A 26,636-nucleotide genomic window follows, 5' to 3' on the forward strand; every position below is an offset into this window, starting at 1 on the left:
GGGGCCGTCGCACCTGGGGCCGTTCTAGATCCCGACCAGGTCCGCCAGTCGGGCCCGGTGCGACGCCGGGCTGCCGAAGAGTTGCTCGGACGACTTCGCGCGCTTCAGGTACAGATGCGCGTCGTGTTCCCACGTGTAGCCGATGCCGCCGTGGATCTGGATGTTCTCCTTGGCGGCATGGGTGAAGGTGTTCGCGCAGTACGCGGCGGCGAGCGCGGCGGACACCGGCAGTTCGTCCGGTTCCCCGGCGGCCACGGACATCGCGCGGTAGGCCGCCGAGCGGGCGGACTCGACCTGGAGGAGCATGTCGGCGCACTTGTGCTTGACCGCCTGGAACGAACCGATGGGACGGCCGAACTGGACCCGGACCTTCGCGTACTCCACTGCTGCGTCCAGGCACGCCTGTGCCCCGCCGACCTGCTCGGCGGCCAGGGCAACGGCCACGAGGTCGACGACGGCCCGCAGATACTCCGTGGCGTCCCCCTCCGGGCCGACCCGCACTGCGGTCACCCCGTCGAGGTCGATCCGCGCCAGGCGCCGCGTCGGGTCGAGTGTCTCCAGCCGGGTGCGGGTCACACCGGTCGCCGTGCCGTCCACGGCGAACAGGCCGGGGCCTGTGTCCGCGCGGGCGGCGATGAGCAGCAGGTCAGCGCTGTGGCCGTCGGGCACGAACATCTTCGTGCCCGAAACCCGCCAGCCCGTGTCGCCCCTTTCGTCGTGCGTCGCCGAGGCCGCCACGTCCTCGACGCGCCACGACCCGCCCGTCTCGGCCAGCGCCAGGGTGCCGGTCAGCGAGCCGTCGGCGATCGGGGGCAACCAGCGCGCCTTGGCCATGTCGTCGCCGGACGCGGTGAGTGCCTGGCCGGCGAGGGCCACGGTGGCGAAGTACGGCGAGGGCAACAGGACCCGCCCCAACTCCTCCAGGACGATCCCCAACTCGACCGGGCCGCCGCCGAAACCGTCGTACTCCTCAGGCAACGCGATTCCGTGCAGGCCGAGTTGGGCCGCCATCTGGTGCCAGAGCACCGGGTCGTGGCCCTCCTCGGACTCCATCGAGCGGCGCACCGCCTCGCTCGACGCCTTGTCCGCCAGGAAGCGGCGCAGCGTCGAACGGAGTACCTCGTGCTCCTCGGTGAAGGTGGTGAAGGCCGGTGCCACGTACGTCGTGTCCTTCTCTGTCAATGCCGCCACTGTCACTACGGCAGCTGTCACCGGGGTGTCTGTCGGGACGTATGTTGGGGCGTCTTCGACCGCAGGTAGGCGGCGAAGTCCGGCATCCGGGCGCGGTCCACGATCTCGATGCGCAGGCCGGAGGGCGCCAGGTGGTAGGCGAAGATCGACGGTGCTCCGTCGATCACTGCGCAGGCCTCAAGGGCGAAACCCGCCTCCTCCAGCCGTTTCGACGTCGCCGGGACGTCGTCGCAGAAGTAGCCGAGGTGGTGCGTGGCGATGTGCTCGGCCGCCGTCCACGGTGTCCCCGGGATCTCCTGGACGAGTTCGATGTGCGGGGCGTCGAGCGAGTACGCGAAGCGCAGAGGCAGCACACGTTCGCCGTCGGCGAGGCGGACCGGCAGTTCGGCGTACATGGTCTCGGTCCACCGGTAGCCCGCAACCTCTGTCAGCCGGGTCTTCCACTCGTCGACGTCCGAGACCACGATCCCCGTGTGGTAGAGGTCGGCCGCGCTGAGCGGACGGTCCGTCGCGGCGCTCACCAGGCGAGCCGGAGCTGCTTGATGCCGTACATGTTGCCGTGCGCCTCGATGCCCTGGCTGGGCTCGACCTCGTAGTCCGGGATGCGCCGGTGCCATTCCTCGATCGCCACGTTGAGTTCCAGGCGGGCGAGGTGCGAGCCGAGGCAGCGGTGCGGGCCCGAGCCGAAGGCGATGTGGTTGGTGGTGTCCCGGTGCAGGTCCACCTCCAGGGGGTTGTCGTACCGTCCGGGGTCGCGGTTGGTGACCGCGACCGGGAGCATCACCATGTCGCCGGCGCGGACCGGGCAGCCGCCGATCTCGACGTCCCGTGTCGCCTTGCGGGCCGGGACGACGGGCGAGTAGACGCGCAGGATCTCCTCCACGGCGGTGGGGACGAGGGAGGGGTCGGCGACGATCGCCGCACGCTGCTCGGGGTGCGTGGCGAAGTGGTAGAGCGCCCAGCCGAGCGAGATCGGGACGGTGTCGAAGCCCGCCTGGAAGAACAGGACGCAGAACGCGTGCATGTCCCGGTCGCTGATCTTCTCGCCGTCGATCGTCCAGGTCATCGCACGTGACAGCAGGTCGTCGCGCGGGGCCTCGCGGCGCAGGGCGATCTGCTCGTCGAAGTAGTCAGACACGGCGTTCATGGCCGTCAACTGCCGCTGTCCGTCAGGGTCTTCGCCGTAGGTCAGGTGCAGCAGGTCGTGTGTCCAGTGGAGGAACTGGCCGAGGTCCTCCGCCGGCAGGCCCATCAGGTCCATGAAGATCCGGGTCGGGAACCGGCGGGCGAAGGCGTCGAGGACATCGGCGCTTTGGGCGTCTTTCAGGCCGTCGATCAGGTCGCCGGCGATCTTCCTTATCTTCGGCTCGTCGGCGGCGGCGGCTTTCGGGGAGAAGTGCTTGCCCAACAGCCGTCGCCACTCGGTGTGCTGGGGCGGGTCCAGCATCTCCGGGATCCACAGGAACCGCGGATTCGGGTTGAGCACCGTCACCGACTCGCTGGAGAACGTCCGCCAGTCCTGGAGTGCCCGTTGGATCGCCTCGCTCTCGGTGACAACCCAATAGCCTTGCGCGATGGTGCTCCGGAACCCGGAGTGGGTGACGGCGAGTTCGTCCCAGCGCTGTTGATGGCTGAGCACCGGTCCGCTGAGCCGGTTGTCGAAGTGGTAGGCGGGGACTCCCTCATGGGTTCCCTCGGGTTCGAGTGTCGTGCTCATCACGGCTCCTCTCGTCGTACGTTCGTCACGTCGTCCGCCGTCACGCCGTACGGGGGTCATGTCGTGCGGGTCAGCTCGTACTGGGTCGTCTCGTACGGGGTCGTCTCGCACGGGGTCGTTACGGGGGTCACGTCGCCGCCCCGTCGATCTTGAGCGCGATGAGCTCCTCCTCGCCGATGCCGAGCGAGCGCAGGACGTCGTCGGTGTGTTCCGCGAACAGGGGAGCCCGGGTCAGGGTGGCCGGGGTCTCGTCGAACTGGACGGGATTGGCGACCAGTTCACGGTCGACCCCTTCGGCGTCCACGACGGGGGCGATGAGACCGTTGGCCCGCAGCGCAGGATCCTGACCGACCTCCCACGCGCTCTGCACCGCCGCCCACTGGCCCTCGCCCCGGGAGAGGATCTCGACCCACTCGTCGTACGGGCGGGACGCGATGAGCCCGGCGACGATCTCGGCGGCCTCGCTGGCGTTCGCCATCAACTTCTCGGCGCTGTCGAAGCGTTCGTCGCGGGCGATTTCCTCACGGCCGGCCAGCTTGCAGAACTCGGGCCAGTACCGGCCGGGTTGCAGCATCGACAGTTCGATCCAGCGGCCGTCCGAGCTGCGGTAGGCCCCGATGAGGGGGTTGGTGGCCGAGCCGTACCGGGGTTGGATGTTCACCGGGAGCGGGCCGCCGTTCATCAGCGCCATGTTGACCGTGAACTGCGTCGCCCAGGCGCCCACACCGAGCAACGACACGTCCACGACTGACGGTTCGCCGGTCGTGGCGCGGGAGTAGAGGGCGGCGGCAATCCCTCCGGCGATGGTCATGCCGCCGATCGCGTCGCCGTAGGCACCGGCCGGCATCCGGATCATCCGGTCCGCGCCGACCGGGGTGACCCCGGCGGCGCTGCCACCGCGCGCCCAGAAGGCCGTGCTGTCGTAGCCGCCCTTGCGCGCCTCCTCCCCACGGGCGCCGAAGCCGCTGCCCCGGACGTAGATGATGTCCGGGTTGACCGCCCGGACGTCGTCGACGTCGATGCGCAGCTTCGCCCTCGCGTCGGGCAGGAAGTTCGTGAGGAACACGTCGCTGTTGCGGATGAGTTCGTCCAGCACGCGCCGCGCGGACGGCTTCTCCAGCGCGAGGCCGACGCTGCGTTTCCCGCGGTTGGGTCCCTCCACGATCGGGAAGAACGACGACTCCTTGCTGACTGCGTCGTACCCGAGCACCCGCACCAGGCCGCGCTGACCGTCACCCCGTTCGGCGTGCTCGATCTTGATCACGTCGGCACCCCAGTCCGCGAGGACGGCACCCGCCGCCGGGACGAAGGTGAACTGCGCGACCTCGAGAACCCGCACACCTTCCATGGGCCTCTGCATCGGACCAACTCCTCCGAGCCTGAACGCTCCTGAGAAACGCTATTGCGCATACCCAATCAACGAAGAACGCGCTCCAGTATGGACCGAGGGCCGTAAAAAGTATACTGTTTTCGTCATGCTGGATTTCTCGATCGAACCCGATTTCCAGGCCAAGCTGGACTGGGCGACGACCTTCGTACGCGAGGAGGTCGAGCCGCTCGACCTCCTGTTCCCGCACGGGGGCGACCCGTACGACACCCGCAACGGGAAGGCCCGTGCGATCCTGCGGCCGCTTCAGGACAAGGTCCGGGCGCAGGATCTGTGGGCCTGCCATCTCGGCCCCGAACTGGGCGGCGCGGGGTACGGACAGGTCAGGCTCGCGTACCTCAACGAGATCCTCGGCCGCTCCTACTGGGCCCCGACGGTCTTCGGTACCGCCGCCCCGGACACCGGCAACGCCGAGATCCTCGCCATGTTCGGCACCGAGGAGCAGAAGGCCCGCTATCTGCGGCCCTTGCTCGACGGGGACATCGTCTCCACCTTCTCGATGACCGAACCGCAGGCGGGCGCCGATCCCAAGGAGTTCGTCTGCCATGCCCGGCGCGACGGGGAGGAGTGGGTGATCGACGGCGAGAAGTGGTTCTCGTCCAACGCCCGTTACGCCGCCTTCCTCATCGTCATGGCCGTCACCGACCCTGACGCGCCGCCGCACGCCCGTATGTCGATGTTCGTCGTGCCCGCCGAGACACCTGGCATCGAGATCAAGCGCAACGTCGGCACGATGGACGAACGCGACAACCTCGACGAGGGCATCCACGCCTACATCCGCTACGACCAGGTCCGGGTCCCGCTCGACGCCATGCTCGGCGGCCCGGGCGAGGGCTTCAAGGTCGCCCAGGCGCGCCTCGGCGGGGGCCGGGTCCATCACGCGATGCGTACGGTGGGCAAGTGCACGCGTGCCTTCGACATGATGTGCGAACGGGCGCTGTCCCGCCGTACGCAGGGCACCCTGCTCGCGGAGAAGCAGGCGGTGCAGCAGTTCATCGCGGACTCCTGGGTGGAGTTGCAGCAGTTCCGGCTGCTCGTGCTGCACACCGCCTGGCTCATCGACACCCAGCCGCACGGCGCGGCCCGCACCCAGATCGCGATGTGCAAGGTCCAGACGGCGAAGGTGCTGCACGACATCATCCAGCGCGCGCTGCATGTGCACGGCTCGCTCGGTACGACCAACGAACTGCCGCTCGCCAAGTGGTGGATGGCCGCACCGAACCTCGCCCTCGCCGACGGCCCCACCGAGGTGCACCGCACCACGATCGCCAAGCGGCTGTTGAAGAACTACCGGCCGGCGGAGGGCTTGTTCCCGAGCGAGCACATCCCACCGAAGCTTGAGGCCGCGCGTAAGCGGTACGCGCACATCGTCGAGGACGAGGGTCTCGCGGGGCGGGCGGACGTACGACGGGCGGACTTGTGAGCGGCGACCTGTTCGATCTGTCCGGCAAGGTCGCGCTCGTCACCGGGGGCAGTCGGGGGTTGGGGCGCGCGATGGTGCGGGCCTTCGCCGGCGCCGGGGCGGATGTGGTGATCGCCAGTCGGAAAATGGACGCGTGCGAGGGGGTCGCGGAGGAGGTGCGCGACCTGGGGCGGCGTGCGTTGCCGGTCGCGGCGCACGTGGGGCACTGGGGCGACCTCGGTCTGCTCGTCGACGCCGCGTACGGGGAGTTCGGGAAGGTCGACGTGCTCGTCAACAACGCCGGGATGTCGCCGTTGGCGCCGTCGTCGGCGGAGACCAGTGAGGAGTTGTTCGACAAGGTGATCGGGGTCAACTTCAAGGGGCCGTTCCGGCTCGCCTCGCTGATCGGGGAGCGGATGGCGGCGGGGGACGGCGGCTCGATCATCAACGTCTCCTCGTCAGGAGCGTTGTTTCCGCAGCCGCGGTTCGGTCCTTATGCCGGGGCGAAGGCCGCGTTGAATGCGCTGACCACTGTGTTCGCTTTGGAGTACGGGCCGACGGTGCGTGTGAACACGATCTCGGCGGGGCCGTTTCTGACCGACATCTCCAAGGCCTGGCCGGAGGAGAAGCGGGAGAGTACGCGTAGTGCGGTGGGGCGACCTGGGCGGCCGGAGGAGATCATCAGTACGGCGCTGTATCTGGCCAGTGATGCGTCCAGTTATACGACTGGGGCGTTGATTCGGGTGGATGGCGGGTTGTACTGACACTGCGGGTCGGTGGGGGCTGGTCGCGCAGTTCCCCGCGCCCCTGTCGGGGCGCGGGTCTGCGGTCGGCTTTCCCTGGATCGCTCAGACACCTCAGCCCAGCAGTTGCATCGCCTCGGTCAACAGGACCGGCAGCGCCGGCAGCATTCTGCGGTGCATGTCCGTCAAGTGGTCTGCCTTGCGGCCACGCTTGATCAAGAGCGCGGTGGCCGCCGACTCCTTGTACTTCGTCAGGGCCTCGAACCACCTCAGGTCCGGGAGCCGTTCGCCCCGCGCTTCCTCGTAGATGTCGATGAGTTCGGCCTTGCCCGGCATGCCGGTCGGCTGCTCCGACAGGGACGCCGGGTGGTGGGCTTCGTCCGTGAAGAAGGTCAGCCAGGTGATGTCGACCCGCGGGTCGCCGAGCGACCAGATCTCCCAGTCGATGACCGCGTTGACCGAGTCCGCGTCGCACAGTGTGTTGCCGAGCCGGTAGTCGCCGTGGGTGAACACCGGCATCAGTGCGGCGGGCACGGTGGCGAGCAGCCGTTCCGCGACCGCCTCGTAGCCGGTGCGCAGGTCCTCGGAAACCGTCGTGAACGCCCGGGTCCAGCGGTTGATCTCGGCGCCGGGCGTGACCACCGGCTCCACGGCGAGGGCGGTCCGCTTGGGGTCCGCTCGGTGCAGGTGGGCGAGCATCCGGGCCGCGTCGAGGGCACGGGCCCGTACCTGTGCGGCGGGCAGTGTCCCCCGGGGCACGAGCACCGGTTCCACGCACTCCCCGGGTACCAATTCCATGGCTACGAAAGGCTGCTGGGCCGGGGGTGCGCCCTTCTCCCAGAACAGCACCTTCGGTACCCGTACACCGGGCACGCCCGCCAGCACCTGCATGAGTCGTGCCTGACGCAACACGTCCCGGTTGCGGACCGGTTGGAGGCCGGGCGGGGCGACTTTGAGGACGACACGCTCGTATCCGGCGGGGACACCCTCCAGTTCGGCGACGTAGGTGAGGCTCGATGTGCCGCCGGTGAGCGGTTCGACCGACTCCACCGTGCCCTCTGGGGCCCAGCCGCGCAGTGCCGTGGCTGTGCGCTGCGTCAACTCCGGTATCGGGTCGGTGCTGTTGGCGACGGTGCTCATGGACCGGTCTCTCATCCTTGTCGGCCGACGCCCTGGCAGCGGCGTACGTCGGTCAGCGGGTCAACGGTCGGCAGTCAGGGCCTCGACGATGTCGCGGCGCACGAGCTTGCCGGTCGGGGTGCGGGGCAGTTCGGCCCAACGGGTGATGCGCTCCGGCGTCTTCGAGCCGCGCAGGGTGCCGCGCACCTGTGCGCGCAGGTCCCCGGCGTCGAGCTCCGCGCCGTCCCGGACCACGACCACGGCCTCGATGCGCTGGCCCCACTCCTCGTCCGGGACACCGACGACGACCGCGTCCAGCACATCCGGGTGACGCAGCAGGACGTCCTCGATCTCGGCGGGCGCGATGTTCTCGGCGCCCCGGATGATCGTGTCGTCGGCCCTGCCCTCGATGTGGAGATAGCCGTCGGCGTCGATCCGCCCCTGGTCGCGCGTGTGGAAGAACCCGCGCTCGTCGACCGAGGAACCCTGCCCCGCGTACTCCCCCGACACCTGGTCGCCGCGCACCCAGATCTGCCCCGTCTCACCGGGGGCGGCCATCGCGCCGGATGCGTCACGGACCTCCAACTCGACACCCGGCACCGGCAGACCGGCCGAACCGAGCCGGGCCCGTACCGCCGGATCGTGGCTCGCGACGGCCGTCCGGTGTTCCTGCGGGCCCAGGACCGTGATGGTGGACGAGGTCTCCGTCAGCCCGTAGGCGTTCACGAAGTCGACGTGCGTCCAGGCGCGCAGCGCGGTCTCGATCACCCGTACGGGCATCCTGGCCCCGCCGTAGGCGAGCGCGCGCAGCGAGGGCACCGATCGGTCCAGGCCGTCGGTGTCCATGAGGCGGGCGAGCATCGTCGGCACCACCATCGCGTTGGTGACGCGCTGCCGCCGTACGAGGTCCAGCCAGCCCTCCGGAGTGAACTGGTCGAGGCTCAGGGCACGGCGCCCCGCGTACAGGTTCGTCAGCACGTTGGACACGGCGGCGATATGGTACGGCGGCACGCTCACCAGGGCTGCCTCGTCCGGGCCCGCGCCGGCGAACTCCACTGTGCCGAGTACGTACGACACGAGGTTGTGGTGGCGCAGGACCACGCCCTTCGGCGTCGAGGTCGTGCCGCTCGTGTAGATGAGGACCGCCGGGGAGTCGGGTGACTGCGCCGATTCCTCGTCACCCGGAGTGGGTGGAGCCTGGGCCACCTGGGTGAGCCACTGGTCCGGGCTGCGCACCGCCAGCCCGGCCCGGCGCAACGCCTCACCGTGTTCCGGGTCGGCGATGCCCAGGGCGCGGGGGTGGTTCGCCAGCAGCGTGTCCAACTGTGCTTCACCCAGCCGGTAGTTGACCGGGATCAGCGGGACTCCGGCGCGGGCGGCGGCGAACAGTGCGACCGGGAGGGCCGGGCCGTTCACCGCCAGGTACACGATCGCGTCGGCGTCGGCCGCACGCACCGACCGCGCCCCGCCGACGGCCAGTTCACGCAGTCGCGGGGCGGTCAGCCCGTCGTCCGTGCGCCCGATCAGGACCCGGTCGTCGAATCCCTCGGCGGCCATGTCCAGCAGCATCGCTATGTTCATCAGCCGTTCCCGCCCTCAGTCCGAGGCCGGGAGCGGCTTGGCGCTCTTCATCGGCATGGGTACGCCGTTCACCGCCAGCGTGCCCTGCCCCTGCTTGGTGCAGAGCAGTTCCAGGCCGAGGCCCTCGTCGGCGTACCGCTTGCCCAGCAGGGAACCGCCCATCAGCTCGGGGTCGGCCGTGCCGGTGACGGCGGGCCCCGGCCCGTTCGCCTCAGCCATGGCCGCTCCGCCGCAGGTGATCTCCAACTCCTGCTCCGGGCAGCGAACGACGATCACCGCCGTGGTGTCGACCGTACTGGCGAGCATCTGCCCCACACGTGGCCTCATCGCAGGTCCCTCCGCGGATCTTGTTCCGTTCCGGTGCCCGAAGACCAGAAAAAAGTATACTACTTACCTAGATCACGTCGAGATGACGAGACGACGAACTGAGACAACATGACGAACGGAGTGCCGGGTGGAACTCAAGACCGTCCTGTTCGAGGTGACCGACCACGTCGCCACGATCACCCTGAACCGGCCCGAGGTCATGAACGGCTTCAACCAGCGGATGCTGGAGGAGTTCTCCGCCCTCTGGCAGACCGTCAGGACAGACGACGACGTGCACGTCGTCGTGTTGCGGGGCGCGGGCGAGCGGGCGTTCTGCACGGGCATGGACGTGAAGGAGGGCATCGACCGCCACCCCAACGTCTGGTCGCAGACCGACCCCGGGGAGTTCCTCTCGCCGAAGCTCAACCAGGTGTGGAAACCCCTGGTCTGCGCGGTGCACGGGATGGCCGCCGGCGGCGCCTTCTACTGGCTCAACGAGGCCGACATCGTGATCTGCTCCGACGACGCCACCTTCTTCGATCCGCACGTCAGCTACGGACTCACCGCGGCCCTGGAGCCGATCGGCCTCGCCCGGCGCATCCCCCTCGGCGAGGCACTGCGCATCGCACTGCTCGGCCTGGACGAGCGCGTGTCGGCGGCCCGCGCCCTGCAGATCGGCCTGGTCAGTGAGGTGCTCCCACGTGCGGAACTGTGGGAGCGCGCCGACGGCATCGCCCGCATCATCGCCGCCAAACCGCCCGCCGCGATCCAGGGCACCGTCCGGGCGATCTGGGAGTCGCTCGACTCGACGCGCACCCAGGCACTGCGCACCGGACTGTCGTACACACAGATCGGCAACCCCGTCGGGAAAGCCGAGATCGACCGTGCCGAGGTGCCCCGGGCGCAGTGGACACTGCGCTGACACTCCCTTAGCCTGCATCAAAAGAGTGCACTTTATAAAGATCGCAGGGATCGCAGAGACCATAAAGGTCATGAAGGGGAGGCTTCCATGTTGTTCGGCATGCCCTGGCCCGGCCGGGACGTCGCTCGGGAGGCCGAGCAGGCCGGTGCAGGCGCCTTCTGCGCCGGGGAGTTCGTCGACCACGACGCCTACCTCACGGTGGCCGACATCGTGGCGAACACCGAACACGCCCTTGCTGGTCCCGCCATCGCCTACGCGTTCGCCCGCACGCCCTACGCGCACGCCACCGCCCTGCGCCAGCTGCACGCGCAGGCGCCGGGCCGACTGTTCCTCGGTCTGGGCAGCGCCGCCTTCAGGATCAACCGGGACTGGCTGGGCGTACCCGCCGAACGGCCGGTGGCCCGGATCGCCGAGACGATCGGTGCGGTGCGGGCGTGGCTGCACGCCGAGAACGGCGAAAGGGTCAGCTACTCCGGGGAGTTCTACTCGCTCGACGCCGATGTCCGGGCGCCGGTGCTCGGCCGGCTGGACATCCCGGTCCTGCTCGCCGCGTTCAACACCGGTATGGCCGCGACCGCAGGTCGGGTCGCCGACGGAGTGATCGGGCACGGGCTGTTCACCTCCTCCTGGTGGAACGACGTCGTACGGCCCTCGGTCGAGCGTGGCGCGGGCAGCACGGCCGGCGGCGACCCGGAGCCGCGCTTTCTCGAACACGGCTGGATCATCACGGCAGTTGACGACTCCGCGCCCGAACGCGCCGTCGCGGACGCCCGCCGGATGATCGCCTTCTACCTCACGGTGAAGACGTACGACCCTTACGTCGCCCACCACGGCTGGGAGGAACCGGTCGCCCGACTCCGCGCCGCGTTCCGGATGGGCGACACCGATGCCATGGCCCGGGCGGTCACCGACGAGATGGTCGCCGGGATCGCCGTCTGCGGGACGACCACCGAGGCGAAGGACGCCCTCGTCCGCCGCGCCGGCTCCCTCCCCCGCGACGTCGGCTACTTCGCGCCCCCGAGCTTCATGGTGAGCGGGCGGCGACGGGCCGCGTACGCCCGGGCCTCCCTCGCCCTGATCGGCGCTGTACCGGACACGCCGGATGCGCCGGACACACCGGTTGTACCGGATGTTCCGGAATTCCCCTGATTCACGCACGCGAGCGACCGGCCCCCGGAGCGTGGACACTCACACTCCGGGGGCCGGTCCATGGCGCACCGCCGGCCGGCCGGGATCAGCCGCGGATCAGGCAGCTCAGGCGTCCTGCGGAAGCGGCGCGAGCTTCTTGCTCTTGTCGAAGTGCACGACGTCTGCGAGCGTGCCGCCGAGGATGGCCGCGCGGTCCTCGTCCGGGACTCCGTCGAAGTTCTCCGCGATGCACTCGGCGCTGTCGCGGAAGGTGCCCTCGGCGTGCGGGTAGTCGTTGCCCCACATGACCGTGGAGAGGCCGGTGATGTGGCGGGCCTTGACGGCGGTCGGATCGTCCGCGAACTGCACGTGGATCTGGCGCCGGACGTACTCGGTGGGCTTGAGCGGGTAGGGCCACTTGTCGTTGATGGCGAACAGCCGCCCCATGGAGGGCTGTTCGGTCGGGGGGCGGTTGTCGTCCCAGAAGCCGAGCCACCAGTCGGGGTCCTGGCCGGTGCCGGTCTTCCACGCCTTGTCCATGTAGCCCATGAAGGAGACCAGCCAGCCGGCCGTGTACTCGATCAGGTTGAAGTGCAGGTCGGGGAAGCGCTCGCACACTCCGCCGCCGACGAGGCCGGCGATGATGCCCTGCGGACCGGCCACGGCCGACCCCACCGCGAAGCCCATGGTGCGGCCCGCCACCATGTCGTCGGTCAGGTTGCCCTTGCCCATGTTCATGGCGTTCATCAGGCCCCGGACGGTGACCGCCGTCTCGGACACCGCCTCCTTGACCTTCACCCCGCCGGTGGCCACGTGGATGAAGACCGGCAGCCCGTGCGCCTGGGCGGCGGCCCAGACCGGGTCGTACTCCCGCGAGTAGAAGGGCAGCGGCGGGATCTCCGGCAGGAGGATCGCCCCGAGGCCCAGCCGCGCGATCCGCTCGATCTCCGCGACGGCCTCGGGCACGTTCGTCAGCGGGATCGCCGCCGTCGGGCGCAGCCGGTCCTTGTACGGCAGATACCGCTCGACCAGGTAGTCGTTCCAGACGCGGGCGTGCGCCATGGACAGTTCGTGATCGTCGGTGAACAGGACGAACAGCGAGAGGTTCGGGAACATCACCGAGGCGTCGACGCCGTCGATGTTCATGTCCCGGAGGATGTGCTCGGGATCGCCGTCCGGGGTCTCCCCGCCGGTCTGACGGTATTTGGAGATGGTCCAGCCGTCGAACCCGATGGTGTGCAGTTTCTTGAACTCCGTGTGCCCGCCCGGCACGATCGGCTCGTCGAGCGTGAACTCCTCTTCCCAGAGGGCCCGTTCACGCAGGTTCTTGGGGAGCCGGGTCTTGAAGAGATCGACCGGCTCGATGATGTGTGAATCGCCGGAGACGACGAATTCCTTGAACACAGGCGGTACCTCTTTCGAACATCGTTGTTCGCGCAGAATCCACCCCGCGGATGAGGCCGAAGTTACCTGTACCGATCGGTCTAGTCAATGATTCAGCATACGGATTAGCGGCCCGCCCCGTTCAAGAACCCTGACGGACGCCTGACTCAGGGCTGATCACCGCACACTCTTCCCTCACGCCTGCAATTAAGTACACTCAACTACATGACAACGGCCTACTCGTTCTCTTCGCAGCTCTACATTGACGGGCGCTACACGGACGGCGATTCGAAAGCGTCGCTCGTCGTGCGCAATCCGGCGACGGAGGAATTGATCGCCGAGGTCCCCCAGTCCTCGCTCACGGATGTGCGGCGCGCCGTCGCGGCGGCGCGCCGGGCCTTCGACGAGGGCCCATGGCCCCGGCTGAAGCCCGACGAGCGGGCCGCGGTGCTGTTGCGTATGGCCGAGGAGATGGAGCGCCGACTCCCGGACCTCGTCGCCGTCAACATCGCCGAGGCGGGATCGGTCCGTCCGCTCGCGGAGAGCCTGCAGACCCGCGTGCCGGTGGCGCACCTGCGCGACATGGCGGAGCGGGTCATGCCGACGTTCGCCTGGGAGCGCCCGATGCAGCCCACCGTCGCACCGGGCATCGGCATCTCCCAAGGAGTGCTGCGCCGCGAGGCGTTCGGCGTGTGCGCCCTGATCTCCGCCTACAACTTCCCCTTCTTCCTCAGCATGATGAAGGTGATCCCGGCTCTCGCGGCGGGCTGCACAGCCGTACTGAAACCGGCGCCCGCGACTCCTCTGGAGTCCCTCCTGATCGGCGACTTCGCCGACGCCGCCGGACTGCCCCCGGGCGTGCTGAACATCGTCACCGGCGACATCGAGGCCGGCCGGGAGCTGACCACCCACCCCATGGTGGACCTGGTCAGCTTCACCGGGTCGGACACCGTCGGGCGCACGGTCTACGCCCAGGCCTCGGCCTCCCTGAAGAAGGTCGTCCTCGAACTCGGCGGCAAGTCGGCCAGTATCGTCCGCGCCGACGCCGACCTCGACGGCGCCGTACGGTCCGCGCTGGCGGGCATCACCACGCACGCCGGACAGGGCTGCTCGCTGCTGACCCGCACGCTCGTCCACGAGTCCGTCCACGACGAACTGGTCGCCCGGCTGAGCGAGGGTCTCGGCGCTGTCCGGGTGGGCGACCCGGCGGACCCGGCCACCACCATGGGCCCGCTGATCAGCGAGGCCCAGCGGGACAAGGTCGAGAAGCTGATCCGCGTCGGCGAGGAGGAAGGGGCCCGGATCGTCCACGGCGGCAAACGCCCGGCGGGCCTCGACCGGGGCTACTTCGTGGAACCCACCCTCTTCACCGGCGTCGACAACGGCATGACCGTCGCGCGTACGGAGTTCTTCGGGCCGGTCGGCGTCGTCATCCCGTTCGCCAGCGACGAGGAGGCGGTCCGGATCGCGAACGACAGCCCGTACGGCCTCGCCGGCGCCGTCTGGAGCGCCGACACCGTGGCCGCCCACGAGATCGCGTCGCGCGTCAGGGCCGGCGGGGTGACGATCAACGGCGGCAGCGCGGGCGTGAACCCACGGGCCGCCTTCGGCGGGTACAAGCAGAGCGGACTCGGCCGGGAGTGGGGCGAGTTCGGGCTCGACGAGTATCTGCAGACCAAGACGGTCAGCTGGGCGGCACGGTAGCGCTCCGCTGGGTGAGCGGTTCTTCGGCCGCGGCCCGGTGGGGGCTGGTCGCGCCCACGCGGCGGAGCCGCATATCGACACGGCCCCGCGCCCCCAAAAGAGGATGCCGGCTGCGCCGCCTTCTCTTTTGTCGCCCCGAAAAGGGCGCGGGGAACTGCGCGACCAACCACAACAAACCCGCACCCCAAGAACACCCGTCACACCGTCAGCACCATCGCCGATCCCATCCCCCCACCCGCACACATCGCCGCGACCGCCGTCCCCCCTCCTCTGCGGCGCAACTCGTGCGCCAGGGTCACCACCATGCGAGTTCCCGTCGTCGCGATCGGATGGCCGAGACTGCATCCGCTCCCGAACGGATTCACCCGCTCCGGGTCGAGCCCCAGTTCACGAGTCGTGGCCACGGCAACCGCCGCGAACGCCTCGTTGACCTCGAAGAGGTCGACGTCCTCGACACCGAGTCCGGCCCGGCCGAGTGCCTTGCGGATCGCGGCGATCGGCGCCAGCCCCGTCTCGACCGGGTCCACGCCGACGCTCGCCCAGGACCGTACGGTCGCCAGGGGCGTCAGGCCGTGCGCGGCGGCGACGTCCGAACCGGCGACCACGACCGCCGCCGCGCCGTCGTTGATCCCGCTGGAGTTGCCCGCCGTGATGGAGAACCCCTCGATCTCGGGGTGCAGCACCTTCAGCGCGGCCAGCTTCTCGCCGGTGGTGTCGCGCCGAGGATGCTCGTCGATGTGGAAGGCCGAGGTCACCCCGTCCCTCCCCATGACCTTCACCGGCACGATCTCGTCGTGGAACCGGCCCTCGTCGATGGCCCGTACGGCCCGCTCGTGCGAGCGCAGCGCCCACGCGTCCATCTCCTCGCGGGTGAGGCCGGCCAGCCGGGCCGTGTTCCAGCCGACGAGGACGCCCATGTCGTTGTTGGGGGCCTCGGGCGTCGGAACGTGGGTCGGCGCCATCCAGGGGTCCTGCCAGTCGTCGGTACCCGGGATCCGCCACCGGGCCACCGGCGCCGTGGACGACGAATGCGTGCCGCCCGCGACGACCACACGGTCCATTCCGGCCCGTACGCTCCCGGCGGCGGTGGCCACGCTGGCCAGCCCGGAGGCGCAGTGCCGGTTGTGGGCCAATCCGGGTACGTGGGTCAGTCCGGCCTGAAGAGCCGCGTACCGGGCGATGTCGCCGCCCCCGGCGAGGGATTCGCCGAGGACCACGTCATCGATCGTCTCCAGCGGCAGCCCACTGCGGTAGACGGCCTCGCGCACGACGACGGTGGCGAGGTCGAAGGCGCTGGTGTCCCGCAGGGTCCCCCGTCGGGCGGTCCCGATCGCGGTACGGCACGCGGAGAGAAGCACGGCATCAACCATGCAATTCAGAGTACTTAAATTGAGGAGAGATCAACAGGTTCTCCGTAGATCTCCCTGAAACTATGCGGTCAGCAACCGCTGAACAGTCGCGCACCTCGACCCGGCCTGGAAAAGAGGATACCTTGTTCCGGTGAACTTCGAGCTCAGCAAAGAGCAGAGCATGCTGCGCGAAGCCTCGCGCGACCTGCTGGCGGACCGGGCCCCGATCGAGCACGTACGGGCGTGGCTGGACCGCGACGAGGACGTGGACCCCGAGGTGTGGCGACTCACCGCCGATCTCGGCTGGCCCGGCCTCGGCCTGCCCGAGGAGTACGACGGCAGCGGCCAGGGGCTGGTGGAACTCGCCCTCGTCGCCGAGGAGTTGGGGTGCGCCCTCGGGCGAGGGCCGTTCGCGCCCACCGCCGTCGTCGGCCGGGCCCTTGCCGCCGGAGGCTCGCCCGGTCTGCGCTCGGAGGTGCTGCCCGTCCTGGCCGCCGGGTCGTCCTGGGCCACCTGGGCGTTCGCCGAGCCGCGGGCCCCCTGGTCCCTCGACGGCGTCCGCGCCACCGCCCGCGCCGTCGAGGACACGTTCGTCCTCGACGGGGTGAAGACGGCCGTGCAGGATGCCGGCGGCGCCCGCTGGCTGCTCGTCACCGCCCTGCACGAAGGCGGCCCGGCCTCGTTCCTCGTCGACCGTGACGCCCCAGGCGTCACGGTCAGGCGCCAACGCACCCTCGATCCGACCCGCGCGTTCCACGAGGTCCGTCTGGACGGCGTACGCGTCCCGCGCGACCGCCGCCTCACCGACGGGCCCGCCGCCATCCAGCGGCTGCTCGACGAGGCGTCGGTGCTGCGGTGCGCCGACGCGCTCGGCGTGATGCGACGCCTGCTGGAGCTCACCGTCGAACACACCACGACCCGCGTGCAGTTCGGGCAGCCGATCGGCATCTTCCAGGCCGTCAAGCACTCCGCCGCCGACATGGCACTACTCGTGCACGGCACCCGCGCGGCCACCCACTACGCGGCGATGGCCGCCGACGCGGACACCGACGACGCGGCCCGCGCTGCCTGTGCCGCCGCCTCGTACGTCTCGGCGGGATCCGGCGAAGTCGCGGCCCGGGCGCTCCAACTGCACGGCGGCATCGGCTTCACCTGGGAGCACGACCTCCACCTCTATCTGCGCCGGGCCAGGGCGGACAGCGTCCTGTACGGCGACGCGGCCGTCCACCGCGACCGTCTGTGCGCCCTCCTGCGGTCCTCTCCCGCAGTCGCGTCCGCCTGAGCGAGAAGAAGCGCGAAGATCCGAAGCAGACCCGAAAGGTTCCCGATGGAGATCAAGGGCAAGAAGGCCGTGGTGTTCGGCGGCGCCTCCGGCATGGGCCGGGCCACCGCCGAGCTGCTCGCGGCCCGCGGCGCCGAGGTCGCCGTACTCGACCGTCCGGCGTCGGCGGGCGCCGAGGTCGCCGCCGCGTTCGGCGGAAGCTTCCACCCCGTCGACGTGACCGACTTCGAGGCGTCGGAGAGCGCGCTGGGTGCCGCCGTGGAAGCCCTGGGCGGGCTGCATGTGTCGGTCACGACCGCGGGCGGCGGCAGCGTACAGCGCACGCTCGGCAAGGACGGGCCGCACGACCTGGAGACCTTCCGCCGGGTGCTCGACCTCAACGCCGTCGCCACCTTCAACGTCAGCCGGCTGGCCGCCGCGCACATGAGCCGCAACGAGCCCGAGGAGCCGGACGGCGAGCGGGGCGTCATCGTCAACACATCGTCGATCGCCGCCTTCGAGGGGCAGATCGGCCAGGTCGCCTACTCGGCGGCCAAGGCCGCGATCGCCGGCATGAGCCTCACCATGGCCCGCGATCTCGGCTCGCTCGGCATCCGCGTCGTCGCCATCGCGCCCAGCCTGTTCGAGACGGGCGCCACCGAGAGGATCCCCGCCGAGGTACGGGCCGCACTGGTCAAGGACGCCGCGTTCCCCCGGCGGCTGGGGCATCCCGAGGAGTACGCGAAGCTCGCCCTCGCCGTCGTCGACAACCCGATGCTGAACGGCCAGTGCCTGCGTCTGGACGCCGGCCAGCGGTTCGGCCCGAAGTGAGGTCCTGAATGCCGGAAATCTCGCAAGACGCGGAACACCAGGGCAAGGTCGCCCTCATCACCGGGGGCGGCCGAGGATTCGGCAAGGCGTTCGGGGAGGCCCTGTCGGGCCTCGGCGCACATGTCGTGCTCGCCGACATCGACGGCGAAGCGGCGGCCGAGGCTGCCGCCGAACTCACCGCGAAGGGCCTGGGCGCGACCGGGGTCACCTGTGACGTCGCCGACGAGGACGAGGTCGGCGCGGTCGTGAGCGGGATCGCCGAACGCCACGGCGGACTCGACATCCTGGTCAACAACGCAGGCCTGCACGCCGCCTACAACAGGCCGTTCACCGAACTGGGACTGGCCAAGGTACGGCGAGTCCTCGACGTCAACGTCATGGGCACCGTCATCTGCACGCTCGCGGCCCAGCAGGCCATGCGGGGCCGGCCCGGCGCCTCCATCGTCAACATCTCGTCGTCGGCCGCCTATGCGAGCCGAAGCATCTACGGCGTGTCCAAGCTGGCCGTACGGGGTCTGACAGTGTCGTTCGCGCGCGAGTTCGCCGCCGACGGCATCCGGGTCAACGCGATCGCGCCGGGCCTGATCTTCACCGACGCCGTACGGGCTCAACTGTCCGTCGCCGAGGCCGAACGCGTCCTGGGCGAGCAGATCCTGCGGCAGGAGGGCCGGGAGCAGGACATCGTCGAGGCGCTGCTGTATCTGGTCTCGTCGAAGGCGTCCTTCGTCACCGGTGAGACGCTGCGTGTGACGGGCGGATTCGCGCTGTCGGTCTAGCCAGGAACACGGCTGGGGCCCCGCGACAACCGTCGCGGGGCCCCAGCCGTATTGAGGCCGTCCTACACGGTCACCGGTTCGTTCTCCGGCTTTCCGGCCAGTTCCTGCTCCTCGTTGGTGATCGCCTTCAGCAGCACGTACGGCGTGGCGATCTTCCAGACGGCGTACGCGACCGAGGGGACGATGTTCGCGAGGATTCCGTTCCAGGCGAGCGGCCCGTCCTGGTTGAGGAAGACGAAGGCGCCCGGGATGAGCGTCACTCCCAGCACGATGCTCAGCCAGCCGTACCAGCGCGGGAAGAGCGGCTTCTCCCGGGTGTGGTCGATGAACGCGGCGTATCCGATCGACCAGACCTGGAGGACGAAGATGCAGGCGTTGCCCACGAACATCAGCCAGAAGATGTCGACCATCGCGGTCAGGACGTCGACGGAGTGGGCCTCCGGACGGTAGGCCGCCGCGGCGAGGATCGCGAGCGGGAAGAAGAACCCCAGCGGGGCCACCACGCCCGTGGTGAGCTGGGTCATTGACAGCAGTCCCCAGCCGCCCTCGACCCGGCGCAGCTGCAGGCTCGTCACGATGACATAGGGGTACTCGAAGGGGACGAGCAGAACCATCAGGGCGACACAGGTGAGGATCCCCGTGCGATGGTCCTTGAGGAAGGCGACGACGTCGTCGGGGCTCTCCGTCGGGCTCATCGGCGGCGTGAGGTGGCCCACGGCGAACGCGACGAGGAATCCCACGAAGAGGAACACACCACACCACGCCGAAACTCTCTGGAGTCTTATATAGAGGTCCTTCTTCATTGCGGCTCCCTTGTATGCCGACCGGTTTCCACCGGTGTCTGCCGGTGTCTACCGACCGATCTCGTCCCAGCCGACGAGCCTGTCCATGAGCACGCTCGCGCTCGACAGGTAGTCGCCGTATCCGCTCCGGAAGAACAGCAGCGGGGTCTTCATCGACTCGACGCGCAGGTCCCGAACCCGCCCGACGACCAACAGGTGATCGCCGATCCCGACGATCTGTTCCACCGCGCAGTCGACCCAGGCGATGATCCCGTCCAGCACGGGATTGCCCAGAGCCGACGCCTGCCACGTGGCGCCCTCGAACCGTTGCCCGGTCGGCCCCGCCGCCAGCTGCCGCGACAGCCGCTCCTGGTTGCCCGCGAGCGCGTTGGCGCAGAAGCGGCCCGCGGTCCTGATCGTCCGCAGGGTCGCGGAGGAGCTGTCCGCCAGGAAGGACACCAGGGGCGGGTCCAGCGACACGGACGTGAAGGTACCGACGACCATCCCGTGCGGCCGTTCCTCGGCGTCCGTGGTGGTGACGGCGACCACGCTCGTGGGGAAGTTGCCCAGGACGTCGCGGAACCGCCGCCCGTCGATCGCTTGCGCGTCCGCCGTCCCGGAGTGCGTCGCGCCGTCGCTCATATCAGGATGCGCATCGGTTCGGGCAGTTCGAGGCCCATCGCGGCCAGCGCGTTCGCGTGATAGGCGGCTCCCGGCACATGGATCATGTGCTGAAGTCCGACATGCGCGTCGCGCCAGTACCGCTGCATCGGGTTGCCCTTCCGGATCGCGTTGCCGCCGGATCGGGCGAAGATCTCGTCCAGGGCGGCGACGGCCCGCCAGGCGCAACGGACCTGGTTTCGTCGTACGTTGGCCCGGTCCTCCAGGCTGATGGGCTTGCCCGCCTCGACCTGGTCGTACAACCGGCTGATGCCGTCGATGAGTTGGACCCGGGAGGCGGCGATCTCCGCCGCGGCCTCGCCGGCTGCGTAGAGGACGTACGGGTCGTCGCGCACCTGGACGCCGGTCACGGCGACCCGTTCCTTCTGCTGGGACAGGTGCAGGGCGAGCGCGCCCTCGCAGATGCCGATGACGGCCGCGGTGATGCCCAGCGGGAACATCGAGCTGAAGGGCAGTTTGTAGAGGGTGTCGGTGAGCCCGACGGCCTCCGCGGCGGCGCCGTCCTGGACCGTCTCCTGCCGGATGGCCCGGTAGTCGGGGATGAACGCCTTGTCGACGACGACGTCCTTGCTGCCGGTGCCGGACAGTCCGACCACGTCCCAGGTGCCGTCGATGATCTCGTAGTCCGAGCGGGGCAGTACGACGTGCAGGACGGTGATGGGCCCGGCGGGCCTGCCCTTGCCGTCGCCCAGGAGCGCGCCGAGGAAGTCCCAGCCGCAGTGGTCGCTGCCCGAGGAGAACGGCCAGCGTCCGCTGAGGACATAGCCGCCGTCGACCGGTTCGGCGATGCCGTTGGGCATGTAGGGAGAGGCGATCCAGGTGTCCGGATTCTCGTCCCACACCTCGTGTGCGAGCCGGGGATCCATCTGGGCCAGCTCCCAGGGGTGCACCCCGACGACCCCGGCCACCCAGCCCGCGGCTCCGTCGTGCCGGGCGACCTCCATCACCGCTTCCGCGAAGTCCCGGGGGTGGGCGCCGAATCCGCCGAACTCCTTGGGCTGCAGGAGCCGGATGACCCCCGCCGACCGGAGCAGTTCGACGGTCCGGTCGCCCAGTTTGCCGAGTGACTCGTTCTCGTCTGCGAGTGCGGCCAGTTCGGAACCCAGCTCCTCGACACGACCGACCACTTCATGCGTCACGCCGCACACCTCCTGGTGACTGATCCATCGCGTACGCCGCACGTCCCCGGCGGCAGGATGTCAACAGTGTCGTGACGCCTCCCGAGGCCCGCTGAGCGCTTTCCGCTGACCGGGACAGGCCCGCCTCAGCGGGTGACGCGGGGCCGCAGCGCGGCGGTGGAGCGGCCCTTGAGGGCGGAGAACCACACGCCGGCGCCGTAGGCGAGGTCGTCGAGCCGGCGGGCGACGCCGTAGCGGAGCGGGTCGAGTGAACCGTCACCGCGCCGGTACTCAAGTGCGATGTCGGCCAAAGCGGCGACCGCGGCGGCCCGGCGCATCCGCCGGGACACCAGGCAGCCGGCGGCGGTGAGCGGCCACCAGTGCCGGGTGAGCAGCGCGGAGGTCTGTGCCAGGGTGGCGAGCGCGCCGTTGCCCGCGAGCGGCACGGCCAGCCGGTACGGATGCCGGGTGCCGTCGAACTTACGGCCGATGCGCAGGACGACGATCCCGAGAACGGTCCCCGCCACCGGCGCCGACCAGCGCCGTTGGGCGAGCAGCGCGGCGGCGAACACCGCGCTCCAGGGCGCGAACACGGCCGGTGCGATGAACTCGGGGTGCCGCAGGGCGAGCGGATGCGCCCCGGTCCCGTACACGGCCTTGCGCAGGAACCAGTCGCCCACCCGCGTCCGATGCTCGTGGGAGGCCCTGACGGCGGGTTCGTGACGCACCCGCTGCCCCGCCCGGACCAGCCGCCAGCACAGGTCGACGTCCTCCCCCACCCGCATCCCCTCGTCGAACCCGCACCCGTCCCGCAGCGCGTCCACCCGCGCCACCGCACAGGCCGTCGGCGCCCAGGAGACGGGCGTGCCGGGGCGCACGAGGGCCGGGTGGGCGCCGAGGTCGAGGGAGGACCGGGTGTTCTCGTACCGCTCGATCCAGTTCGTGGCGTCGCTGGTCAGCCCGGTGATGCGGGGTACGGCCATGGCGACCCTGGGATCGGCGAAGTGCCGGAGCAGGGTCGGCACCGTGTCGGGGTCCAGCACGATGTCGGAGTCGGCGAGGACGACGTACGGCGTGTTCACATGGCGGAGGCCGGCGTTGCGCGCACCGGCGGGGCCTGCGTTCGTGTCCAGGGCGACCAGGCGGGCGCCGTACCGAGCGGCGACGGCCGCCAAGGCCGCCGGGTGCCGCGAGGCGTCGTCGACCACGATCACGGGAGGTCCCGTGCCGCCCATACCGCCTGTACCGCCCGTACCTCCTGTGCCGATGCTGCGCAGCAGCCGCTCCAGTTGACGCGCACGGTCGCGGACCGGGATCACGACCGTGTACCGGGGGTCGGGCGGCAACGGCAGCGAGTCGACGACGGGATGTGCCATGCCGCGGTCGATCAGCCGGTCCGCGAGGAGCGCGCTCGCCTTGTCCCGTACGGGAACTGTCCGGCCGACGAGGAGTCCGCGGGCCCGTGGCGTCAGCCGCAGCAGCCGGGTGGGGAACCCGCCGACGAGCGCGCGACCACCGTCGATGACCTTGGTATGCCGGTCGAACGCGACGACCACGCCGACTCCGACGGGAAGCGTCATCGGCGTACGGTCCCGGGCCGGCGGGCCGGATCAGCGAGGCGGCCCCGCTCGTCCACCGTCCACGCGCCGATCCGGCGGACCGCGGCCGACACCATCGCGTCCATCGTCCGGCGGCCCTCCTCGGCCGAGGCCCCGGCGGGATCGCCGAGCACGCCGGAGGGCGAGACCGCGCGGACTCCGTGGGCCACGAGGTCCGGCAGGAGGTCGGTCAGAGGGCGCGTGTCGCCCGCGAGGGCCGCGCCGAGCCGTACGCGCTCCGGGTCCAGGTGCAGCATCAGGGAGGTCTCCGTGCGGCCGGCGTGCGCGTCGCCGCCTGGTGTCCCGCAGCCGGTCCAGGCGATGTCGTGGCCTTCGGCGCGGAGTTGACCGAGGGCTGTGTCGAGGCTGGCGGTGTTGCCGCCGTGGCCGTTGACGAACACGACGTGGCCCGCCCACAGGGAGAGGGAGCGCGTCAGTTCCACGACCACCGCGCGCAGCGCCTCGTGCCCGATCGAGACGGTCCCCGGGAAGTGCGCGTGCTCGCCGCTGGCTCCGTAGGTGACCGGCGGTGCCACCCACGACCCGGGCAGGGCGTCCGCCGTGCGGTGTACGACGGCACGCGCGACGACGGTGTCGGTGTCGAGCGGCAGATGCGGGCCGTGCTGCTCGGTGGACCCGACCGGGACGAGGACCAGCGCACCGGACGGTACGGCCGACCAGACGGCGTCAGCCAGGACGTGGGCCGCCATGGTCAGGCGACCGGAGCGGGTCCAGGCAGGCCGGCGCCGCCCAGGGTCAGTGGGAAGCCCGGCGGTATCACCAGGTCCCCGGGCGACAGTTCATGGACGGAGGAGTGGCCGAGGCCCAGTACGGCCGAGTCGAGGCCGCCGCGCAGGATGTCCAGCACGTTCTCCACACCGGCCTGCCCGTTGGCGGCCAGGCCCCACAGATAGGCGCGGCCGATCAGGACGGCTCGGGCGCCGAGGGCGAGGGCCTTGGCGACATCGCTGCCGCGTCGGATGCCGCCGTCCAGGAGGACTTCGACCTGGTCGCCGACGGCTTCCGCGACGGAGGGGAGCACGCGGATCGTGGCCGGGGTGGTGTCCAGGTTGTTCCCGCCGTGGTTGGACACGGACAGGGCCGACACCCCGGCGTCGACCGCCCGTCTGGCGTCGTCGACCCGGGTCACCCCCTTGAGCAGAAAGGGGCCGCCCCACTCCGCCCGCAGCCACTTGACGTCCTCCCAGGTCGGCGGCGTGGTCTGCATCCACTCGCCGTAGGCACCGAAGAAGGTGGGCGCCTCGCCGCCGGGCGCTCTCAGGTTGGGCACGGTGAGGTCGGGGACGCGCCCGGATCTGGCGTAGCGCCACAGCCAGCCGGGCCTGGGCAGCACGTCGGGGGCGAACTTCAGCATGGTCCGGAGGTCGAGTTTCTCCGGGATCGCGGGGCTGCCCCAGTCCCGGCCGTGGGAGAACGACCAGTCCAGGGTGACGATGAGCGCCTTGGCGCCCGCCGCCCTCGCCCGGTCCATGCGCTGGACCATCGCGCTGCGCGTGCCGCTCCAGTACAGCTGGTAGAAGAAGTCCGGCTGTGCGTCGGACACCTCCTCCACCGGCTTGCTCGCGAACGAGCTGAGGCCCATGATGACGCCCCTGTTCGCGGCGGCCCGGGCCACGGCCACCTCCCCGTCCGGGTCGACCGCCTGCACACCGGTCGGCGAGATGAGCACGGGCAGCGCGGTGGGCACGCCCAGCACTGTCGTCGACAGGTCGCGCTGCGCGTGATGGCCCACGACGCGCGGGGCGAAGCCCAGTTCGGCGAAAGCCGTGATGTTGTCGTCGATGGTGCGCCCGCGCTCGGAGCCCGCGACGAGCGCGCCGTAGACCGAGCTCGGCAGCCGCTTCCTGGCCCGGCGCTGCGCCTCGGCCACCGTCTCGAACCAGGGGTTCCTAGGCATGTCTCGCGTCCTTTCCGGTGGGCGTCAACTCCAGCCCGGCCAGTGGGTGTTCGTCGCAGTCGCTTACCGGCGGCCTGACCGGTGGCCGGCGGGTGAGGACGAGGTCCACCGTCGTGCGGGAGTGGTCGCCGGACGGCTTCGGCACCCGGCTTCCGTCCCGTTGGGCCAGCAGTTCCTCGCCGTATCCCTGTACGCACTCGGGGTCGGGGCCGTCCAGCGGCAGCCCGGTGAAGAACTTCGCGGCCATGCAGCCGCCCTTGCAGGTGTCGTAGAACGCGCAGGAGGCGCAGGCTCCGCCGTGCTGCGGGGTCCGCAACCGCCGGAACAGCTCCGAGCCGCGCCACACCCCCGAAAAGCCCCCCGGTTCACGGACGTTGCCCGCGAGGAACTCGTCGTGGATGGCGAACGGGCAGGCGTACACGTCACCGACCGGGTCGATCAGACAGACGACGCGTCCGGCACCGCACAGGTTGAGACCGGGCAACGCCTCACCGTACGCGGAGAGATGGAAAAAGGAGTCCCCGGTCAGCACGTTCTCGCCGTGCGCCAACAGCCAGTCGTACAGCTCCCGTTGCTGGCCGGCCGTCGGATGCAGGTCATCCCAGACGTCGGCGCCGCGCCCGGAGGGCCGCAGCCGGGTCAGGCGCAGTTGGGCACCGAAGCGGTCGGCGAGCGCCTTGAAGGCGTCCAGCTGCGGGATGTTGTGCCGGGTGCAGACCACGGAGATCTTGAAGTTCCGCATTCCGGCGGCGGCTAGGTTCTCCAGCGCCCGCAGCGCTGTGGCGTACGAACCGGTCCCGCGCACCGCGTCGTTGACGTCGGCGGTCGCGCCGTCGAGGGAGATCTGGACGTCCACGTAGTCGTAGTGGGCCAGGCGGGCGGCGGCGTCGGGGGTGATGCGGACGCCGTTGCTGGAGAACTTCACGCCCACGTGGTGTGCGGTGGCGTAGTCCAGGAGTTCCCAGAAGTCGGCGCGGACGGTCGGCTCGCCGCCACCGATGTTGACGTAGAAGACCTGCATGGCCTCCAGCTCGTCGATGACGGCCTTGGCCTCCTCGGTGCTCAGCTCACGGGGGTCGCGCCGGCCGGAGCTGGACAGACAGTGGGAGCAGGCCAGGTTGCAGGCGTAGGTCAGCTCCCAGGTGAGACAGATCGGCGCGTCGAGCCCGTGCTCGAACAGGTCGACCAGCCGTGGCGTGGCAGTAACGGGAGCGGTCATGGTGTCCTTCCGACGACCATCGACGACTGGACAAGGACTGCCAACGCCCGGCCGTAGCGAGGGAGTTCGTCATCGCCGAGGCCCGCCGCCAGGCAGGCGGCACGGGCCGTGGGCGCCGCCGCCAGGGACTGGACGACGACCAGCAGGCGACGGTCCTTGAGGAACGAGAGCTTGCGGGTCCCGAAGTGGTAGAGCAGCGCACCGAAGGGCTCCGGGCGTACGGAGACCTGCGGATGCAGGTCCCAGGCCCGGTCGAGGTCCAAAACGCCGGCCGTGGTCATGGCGCGGCCTAGTAGACGCCGCACATGCCGTCGATGGAGACCTCCTCGATGAGGTCGTCCGCCTCGATCAGCGACTCCAACGACTCTTCGGCCGGGGTCGCCTCACCCCGGATCTCGGTGGCCGGGACGGACTGGGTGACGTGGATCTCGGTCATGCGACTCTCCCTGTACATCGCTCCCATCGGACATCCGGAGAATAATGGCACCGAGTGCCGAAAGTGAAGGGGCGGGGAGCCACG

General features: G+C 70.1%; 26 protein-coding genes. 8 read left to right on the top strand and 18 right to left on the bottom strand.

Features of this window, described 5'->3' with window-relative positions:
- Nucleotides 1–24: 24 nt before the first annotated feature.
- The 4 genes from G3I56_RS32650 to G3I56_RS32665 form a co-directional block, all read right to left on the bottom strand.
- Nucleotides 25–1,158 (bottom strand): acyl-CoA dehydrogenase family protein, encoded by a 1,134-nt coding sequence (locus G3I56_RS32650; protein ID WP_164415489.1) that lies wholly within the window; start codon nucleotides 1,156–1,158, stop codon nucleotides 25–27.
- 50 nt (nucleotides 1,159–1,208) lie between these two features.
- On the bottom strand, nucleotides 1,209–1,712 hold the full coding sequence (locus G3I56_RS32655; RefSeq protein WP_343240115.1) for a VOC family protein: 504 nt from the start codon (nucleotides 1,710–1,712) through the stop codon (nucleotides 1,209–1,211).
- Nucleotides 1,709–2,908, bottom strand: coding sequence for a cytochrome P450 (locus G3I56_RS32660; RefSeq protein ID WP_164415346.1), 1,200 nt, complete (start codon nucleotides 2,906–2,908; stop codon nucleotides 1,709–1,711). The genes G3I56_RS32655 and G3I56_RS32660 overlap by 4 nt, the downstream gene beginning before the upstream one ends.
- A 127-nt stretch (nucleotides 2,909–3,035) precedes the next feature.
- On the bottom strand, nucleotides 3,036–4,268 hold the full coding sequence (locus tag G3I56_RS32665) for a CoA transferase (protein WP_164415347.1): 1,233 nt from the start codon (nucleotides 4,266–4,268) through the stop codon (nucleotides 3,036–3,038).
- 115 nt (nucleotides 4,269–4,383) lie between these two features.
- On the opposite strand from G3I56_RS32665, the gene G3I56_RS32670 reads away from it, so the two are divergent.
- A complete protein-coding gene (locus G3I56_RS32670) occupies nucleotides 4,384–5,718 on the top strand; it encodes an acyl-CoA dehydrogenase family protein (RefSeq protein ID WP_164415348.1) in 1,335 nt (444 codons plus the stop codon).
- The gene (locus G3I56_RS32675) at nucleotides 5,715–6,461 is read left to right on the top strand and encodes a glucose 1-dehydrogenase (protein ID WP_164415349.1); all 747 of its coding nucleotides are present in this window, start codon (nucleotides 5,715–5,717) and stop codon (nucleotides 6,459–6,461) included. Before G3I56_RS32670 ends, G3I56_RS32675 begins: the two co-directional genes overlap by 4 nt.
- Nucleotides 6,462–6,554: 93 nt before the next feature.
- Here the strand turns inward: G3I56_RS32675 and G3I56_RS32680 are convergent, their stop codons facing one another.
- The 3 genes from G3I56_RS32680 to G3I56_RS32690 are packed head-to-tail and all read right to left on the bottom strand — an operon-like array spanning nucleotide 6,555 to nucleotide 9,467.
- Nucleotides 6,555–7,580: a phosphotransferase family protein gene (locus G3I56_RS32680; RefSeq protein ID WP_164415350.1), complete on the bottom strand. Its 1,026-nt coding sequence runs from the start codon at nucleotides 7,578–7,580 to the stop codon at nucleotides 6,555–6,557.
- 60 nt (nucleotides 7,581–7,640) lie between these two features.
- A complete protein-coding gene (locus tag G3I56_RS32685; protein ID WP_164415351.1) occupies nucleotides 7,641–9,140 on the bottom strand; it encodes a fatty acid--CoA ligase family protein in 1,500 nt (499 codons plus the stop codon).
- Nucleotides 9,141–9,155: 15 nt separating this feature from the next.
- On the bottom strand, nucleotides 9,156–9,467 hold the full coding sequence (locus G3I56_RS32690; RefSeq protein ID WP_164415354.1) for a hypothetical protein: 312 nt from the start codon (nucleotides 9,465–9,467) through the stop codon (nucleotides 9,156–9,158).
- Between the two features lie 127 nt (nucleotides 9,468–9,594).
- Here G3I56_RS32690 and G3I56_RS32695 point away from each other — a divergent pair, with 127 nt between their 5' ends.
- Both G3I56_RS32695 and G3I56_RS32700 read left to right on the top strand, forming a co-directional pair.
- A complete protein-coding gene (locus G3I56_RS32695) occupies nucleotides 9,595–10,368 on the top strand; it encodes an enoyl-CoA hydratase/isomerase family protein (protein WP_164415356.1) in 774 nt (257 codons plus the stop codon).
- An 87-nt stretch (nucleotides 10,369–10,455) separates the two neighbouring features.
- Nucleotides 10,456–11,517, top strand: coding sequence for an LLM class flavin-dependent oxidoreductase (locus tag G3I56_RS32700; protein WP_164415357.1), 1,062 nt, complete (start codon nucleotides 10,456–10,458; stop codon nucleotides 11,515–11,517).
- Between the two features lie 105 nt (nucleotides 11,518–11,622).
- On the opposite strand, the gene G3I56_RS32705 is transcribed toward G3I56_RS32700, so the two are convergent.
- On the bottom strand, nucleotides 11,623–12,900 hold the full coding sequence (locus G3I56_RS32705; protein WP_164415359.1) for an amidohydrolase family protein: 1,278 nt from the start codon (nucleotides 12,898–12,900) through the stop codon (nucleotides 11,623–11,625).
- Nucleotides 12,901–13,104: 204 nt separating this feature from the next.
- Here G3I56_RS32705 and G3I56_RS32710 point away from each other — a divergent pair, with 204 nt between their 5' ends.
- Nucleotides 13,105–14,583, top strand: a complete 1,479-nt coding sequence (locus G3I56_RS32710) for an aldehyde dehydrogenase family protein (protein ID WP_164415361.1) — start codon at nucleotides 13,105–13,107, stop codon at nucleotides 14,581–14,583.
- 197 nt (nucleotides 14,584–14,780) lie between these two features.
- Here the strand turns inward: G3I56_RS32710 and G3I56_RS32715 are convergent, their stop codons facing one another.
- Entirely contained in the window at nucleotides 14,781–15,953 is a 1,173-nt protein-coding gene (locus tag G3I56_RS32715; RefSeq protein ID WP_164415363.1) for a thiolase family protein, read from the bottom strand.
- 130 nt (nucleotides 15,954–16,083) lie between these two features.
- Between G3I56_RS32715 and G3I56_RS45135 the strand changes: the two genes are divergently transcribed.
- Genes G3I56_RS45135 through G3I56_RS32730 form a run of 3 tightly spaced genes read left to right on the top strand, consistent with a single transcriptional unit; the run spans nucleotide 16,084 to nucleotide 18,800 of the window.
- Entirely contained in the window at nucleotides 16,084–17,214 is a 1,131-nt protein-coding gene (locus G3I56_RS45135) for an acyl-CoA dehydrogenase family protein (RefSeq protein ID WP_164415365.1), read from the top strand.
- 45 nt (nucleotides 17,215–17,259) lie between these two features.
- Nucleotides 17,260–18,024, top strand: coding sequence for an SDR family NAD(P)-dependent oxidoreductase (locus G3I56_RS32725; RefSeq protein ID WP_164415367.1), 765 nt, complete (start codon nucleotides 17,260–17,262; stop codon nucleotides 18,022–18,024).
- Nucleotides 18,025–18,032: 8 nt separating this feature from the next.
- Complete coding sequence (locus G3I56_RS32730) at nucleotides 18,033–18,800, top strand: SDR family oxidoreductase (protein WP_164415369.1); 768 nt, start codon at nucleotides 18,033–18,035, stop codon at nucleotides 18,798–18,800.
- Nucleotides 18,801–18,862: 62 nt separating this feature from the next.
- On the opposite strand, the gene G3I56_RS32735 is transcribed toward G3I56_RS32730, so the two are convergent.
- The 9 genes from G3I56_RS32735 to mftA all read right to left on the bottom strand — a co-directional run bounded on the left by G3I56_RS32735 (nucleotide 18,863) and on the right by mftA (nucleotide 26,552).
- On the bottom strand, nucleotides 18,863–19,552 hold the full coding sequence (locus G3I56_RS32735) for a hypothetical protein (RefSeq protein WP_343240116.1): 690 nt from the start codon (nucleotides 19,550–19,552) through the stop codon (nucleotides 18,863–18,865).
- A gap of 99 nt (nucleotides 19,553–19,651) precedes the next feature.
- Nucleotides 19,652–20,224, bottom strand: coding sequence for a flavin reductase family protein (locus G3I56_RS32740; protein WP_164415373.1), 573 nt, complete (start codon nucleotides 20,222–20,224; stop codon nucleotides 19,652–19,654).
- Nucleotides 20,221–21,402 (bottom strand): hydroxylase, encoded by a 1,182-nt coding sequence (locus tag G3I56_RS32745; RefSeq protein ID WP_164415375.1) that lies wholly within the window; start codon nucleotides 21,400–21,402, stop codon nucleotides 20,221–20,223. Before G3I56_RS32745 ends, G3I56_RS32740 begins: the two co-directional genes overlap by 4 nt.
- 125 nt (nucleotides 21,403–21,527) lie before the next feature.
- Entirely contained in the window at nucleotides 21,528–22,961 is a 1,434-nt protein-coding gene (gene mftF, locus G3I56_RS32750; RefSeq protein WP_164415377.1) for a mycofactocin biosynthesis glycosyltransferase MftF, read from the bottom strand.
- Nucleotides 22,958–23,689: a mycofactocin biosynthesis peptidyl-dipeptidase MftE gene (mftE, locus tag G3I56_RS32755; RefSeq protein ID WP_164415379.1), complete on the bottom strand. Its 732-nt coding sequence runs from the start codon at nucleotides 23,687–23,689 to the stop codon at nucleotides 22,958–22,960. Before mftE ends, mftF begins: the two co-directional genes overlap by 4 nt.
- Before the next feature lie 2 nt (nucleotides 23,690–23,691).
- The gene (gene mftD, locus G3I56_RS32760) at nucleotides 23,692–24,897 is read right to left on the bottom strand and encodes a pre-mycofactocin synthase MftD (RefSeq protein WP_164415381.1); all 1,206 of its coding nucleotides are present in this window, start codon (nucleotides 24,895–24,897) and stop codon (nucleotides 23,692–23,694) included.
- The gene (gene mftC, locus G3I56_RS32765) at nucleotides 24,890–26,116 is read right to left on the bottom strand and encodes a mycofactocin radical SAM maturase (protein ID WP_164415383.1); all 1,227 of its coding nucleotides are present in this window, start codon (nucleotides 26,114–26,116) and stop codon (nucleotides 24,890–24,892) included. Before mftC ends, mftD begins: the two co-directional genes overlap by 8 nt.
- Complete coding sequence (gene mftB, locus G3I56_RS32770; RefSeq protein WP_164415385.1) at nucleotides 26,113–26,397, bottom strand: mycofactocin biosynthesis chaperone MftB; 285 nt, start codon at nucleotides 26,395–26,397, stop codon at nucleotides 26,113–26,115. The genes mftC and mftB overlap by 4 nt, the downstream gene beginning before the upstream one ends.
- Nucleotides 26,398–26,405: 8 nt before the next feature.
- Nucleotides 26,406–26,552 carry a mycofactocin precursor MftA gene (gene mftA / locus G3I56_RS32775; protein ID WP_164415387.1) on the bottom strand — a complete coding sequence of 49 codons (147 nt, stop codon included), beginning with the start codon at nucleotides 26,550–26,552 and terminating at the stop codon, nucleotides 26,406–26,408.
- Nucleotides 26,553–26,636: the final 84 nt, after the last annotated feature.

The sequence above is a fragment of the Streptomyces sp. SID12488 genome (assembly GCF_010548275.1).
Classification (GTDB): Bacteria; Actinomycetota; Actinomycetes; order Streptomycetales; family Streptomycetaceae; genus Streptomyces.

Bases quoted from the DNA above. Each gene is read 5' to 3' on its own strand.
- G3I56_RS32700 (WP_164415357.1), top strand. From the start codon at position 10,456: ATGTTGTTCGGCATGCCCTGGCCCGGCCGGGACGTCGCTCGGGAGGCC.
- G3I56_RS32715 (WP_164415363.1), bottom strand. From the start codon at position 15,953: ATGGTTGATGCCGTGCTTCTCTCCGCGTGCCGTACCGCGATCGGGACC.
- mftF (WP_164415377.1), bottom strand. From the start codon at position 22,961: ATGACGCTTCCCGTCGGAGTCGGCGTGGTCGTCGCGTTCGACCGGCAT.
- G3I56_RS32670 (WP_164415348.1), top strand. From the start codon at position 4,384: ATGCTGGATTTCTCGATCGAACCCGATTTCCAGGCCAAGCTGGACTGG.
- G3I56_RS32680 (WP_164415350.1), bottom strand. From the start codon at position 7,580: ATGAGCACCGTCGCCAACAGCACCGACCCGATACCGGAGTTGACGCAG.
- G3I56_RS32730 (WP_164415369.1), top strand. From the start codon at position 18,033: ATGCCGGAAATCTCGCAAGACGCGGAACACCAGGGCAAGGTCGCCCTC.
- mftD (WP_164415381.1), bottom strand. From the start codon at position 24,897: ATGCCTAGGAACCCCTGGTTCGAGACGGTGGCCGAGGCGCAGCGCCGG.
- G3I56_RS32740 (WP_164415373.1), bottom strand. From the start codon at position 20,224: ATGAGCGACGGCGCGACGCACTCCGGGACGGCGGACGCGCAAGCGATC.
- G3I56_RS32665 (WP_164415347.1), bottom strand. From the start codon at position 4,268: ATGCAGAGGCCCATGGAAGGTGTGCGGGTTCTCGAGGTCGCGCAGTTC.
- mftE (WP_164415379.1), bottom strand. From the start codon at position 23,689: ATGGCGGCCCACGTCCTGGCTGACGCCGTCTGGTCGGCCGTACCGTCC.
- G3I56_RS32725 (WP_164415367.1), top strand. From the start codon at position 17,260: ATGGAGATCAAGGGCAAGAAGGCCGTGGTGTTCGGCGGCGCCTCCGGC.
- mftC (WP_164415383.1), bottom strand. From the start codon at position 26,116: ATGACCGCTCCCGTTACTGCCACGCCACGGCTGGTCGACCTGTTCGAG.
- G3I56_RS32690 (WP_164415354.1), bottom strand. From the start codon at position 9,467: ATGAGGCCACGTGTGGGGCAGATGCTCGCCAGTACGGTCGACACCACG.
- mftA (WP_164415387.1), bottom strand. From the start codon at position 26,552: ATGACCGAGATCCACGTCACCCAGTCCGTCCCGGCCACCGAGATCCGG.
- G3I56_RS32710 (WP_164415361.1), top strand. From the start codon at position 13,105: ATGACAACGGCCTACTCGTTCTCTTCGCAGCTCTACATTGACGGGCGC.
- G3I56_RS32685 (WP_164415351.1), bottom strand. From the start codon at position 9,140: ATGAACATAGCGATGCTGCTGGACATGGCCGCCGAGGGATTCGACGAC.
- mftB (WP_164415385.1), bottom strand. From the start codon at position 26,397: ATGACCACGGCCGGCGTTTTGGACCTCGACCGGGCCTGGGACCTGCAT.
- G3I56_RS32660 (WP_164415346.1), bottom strand. From the start codon at position 2,908: ATGAGCACGACACTCGAACCCGAGGGAACCCATGAGGGAGTCCCCGCC.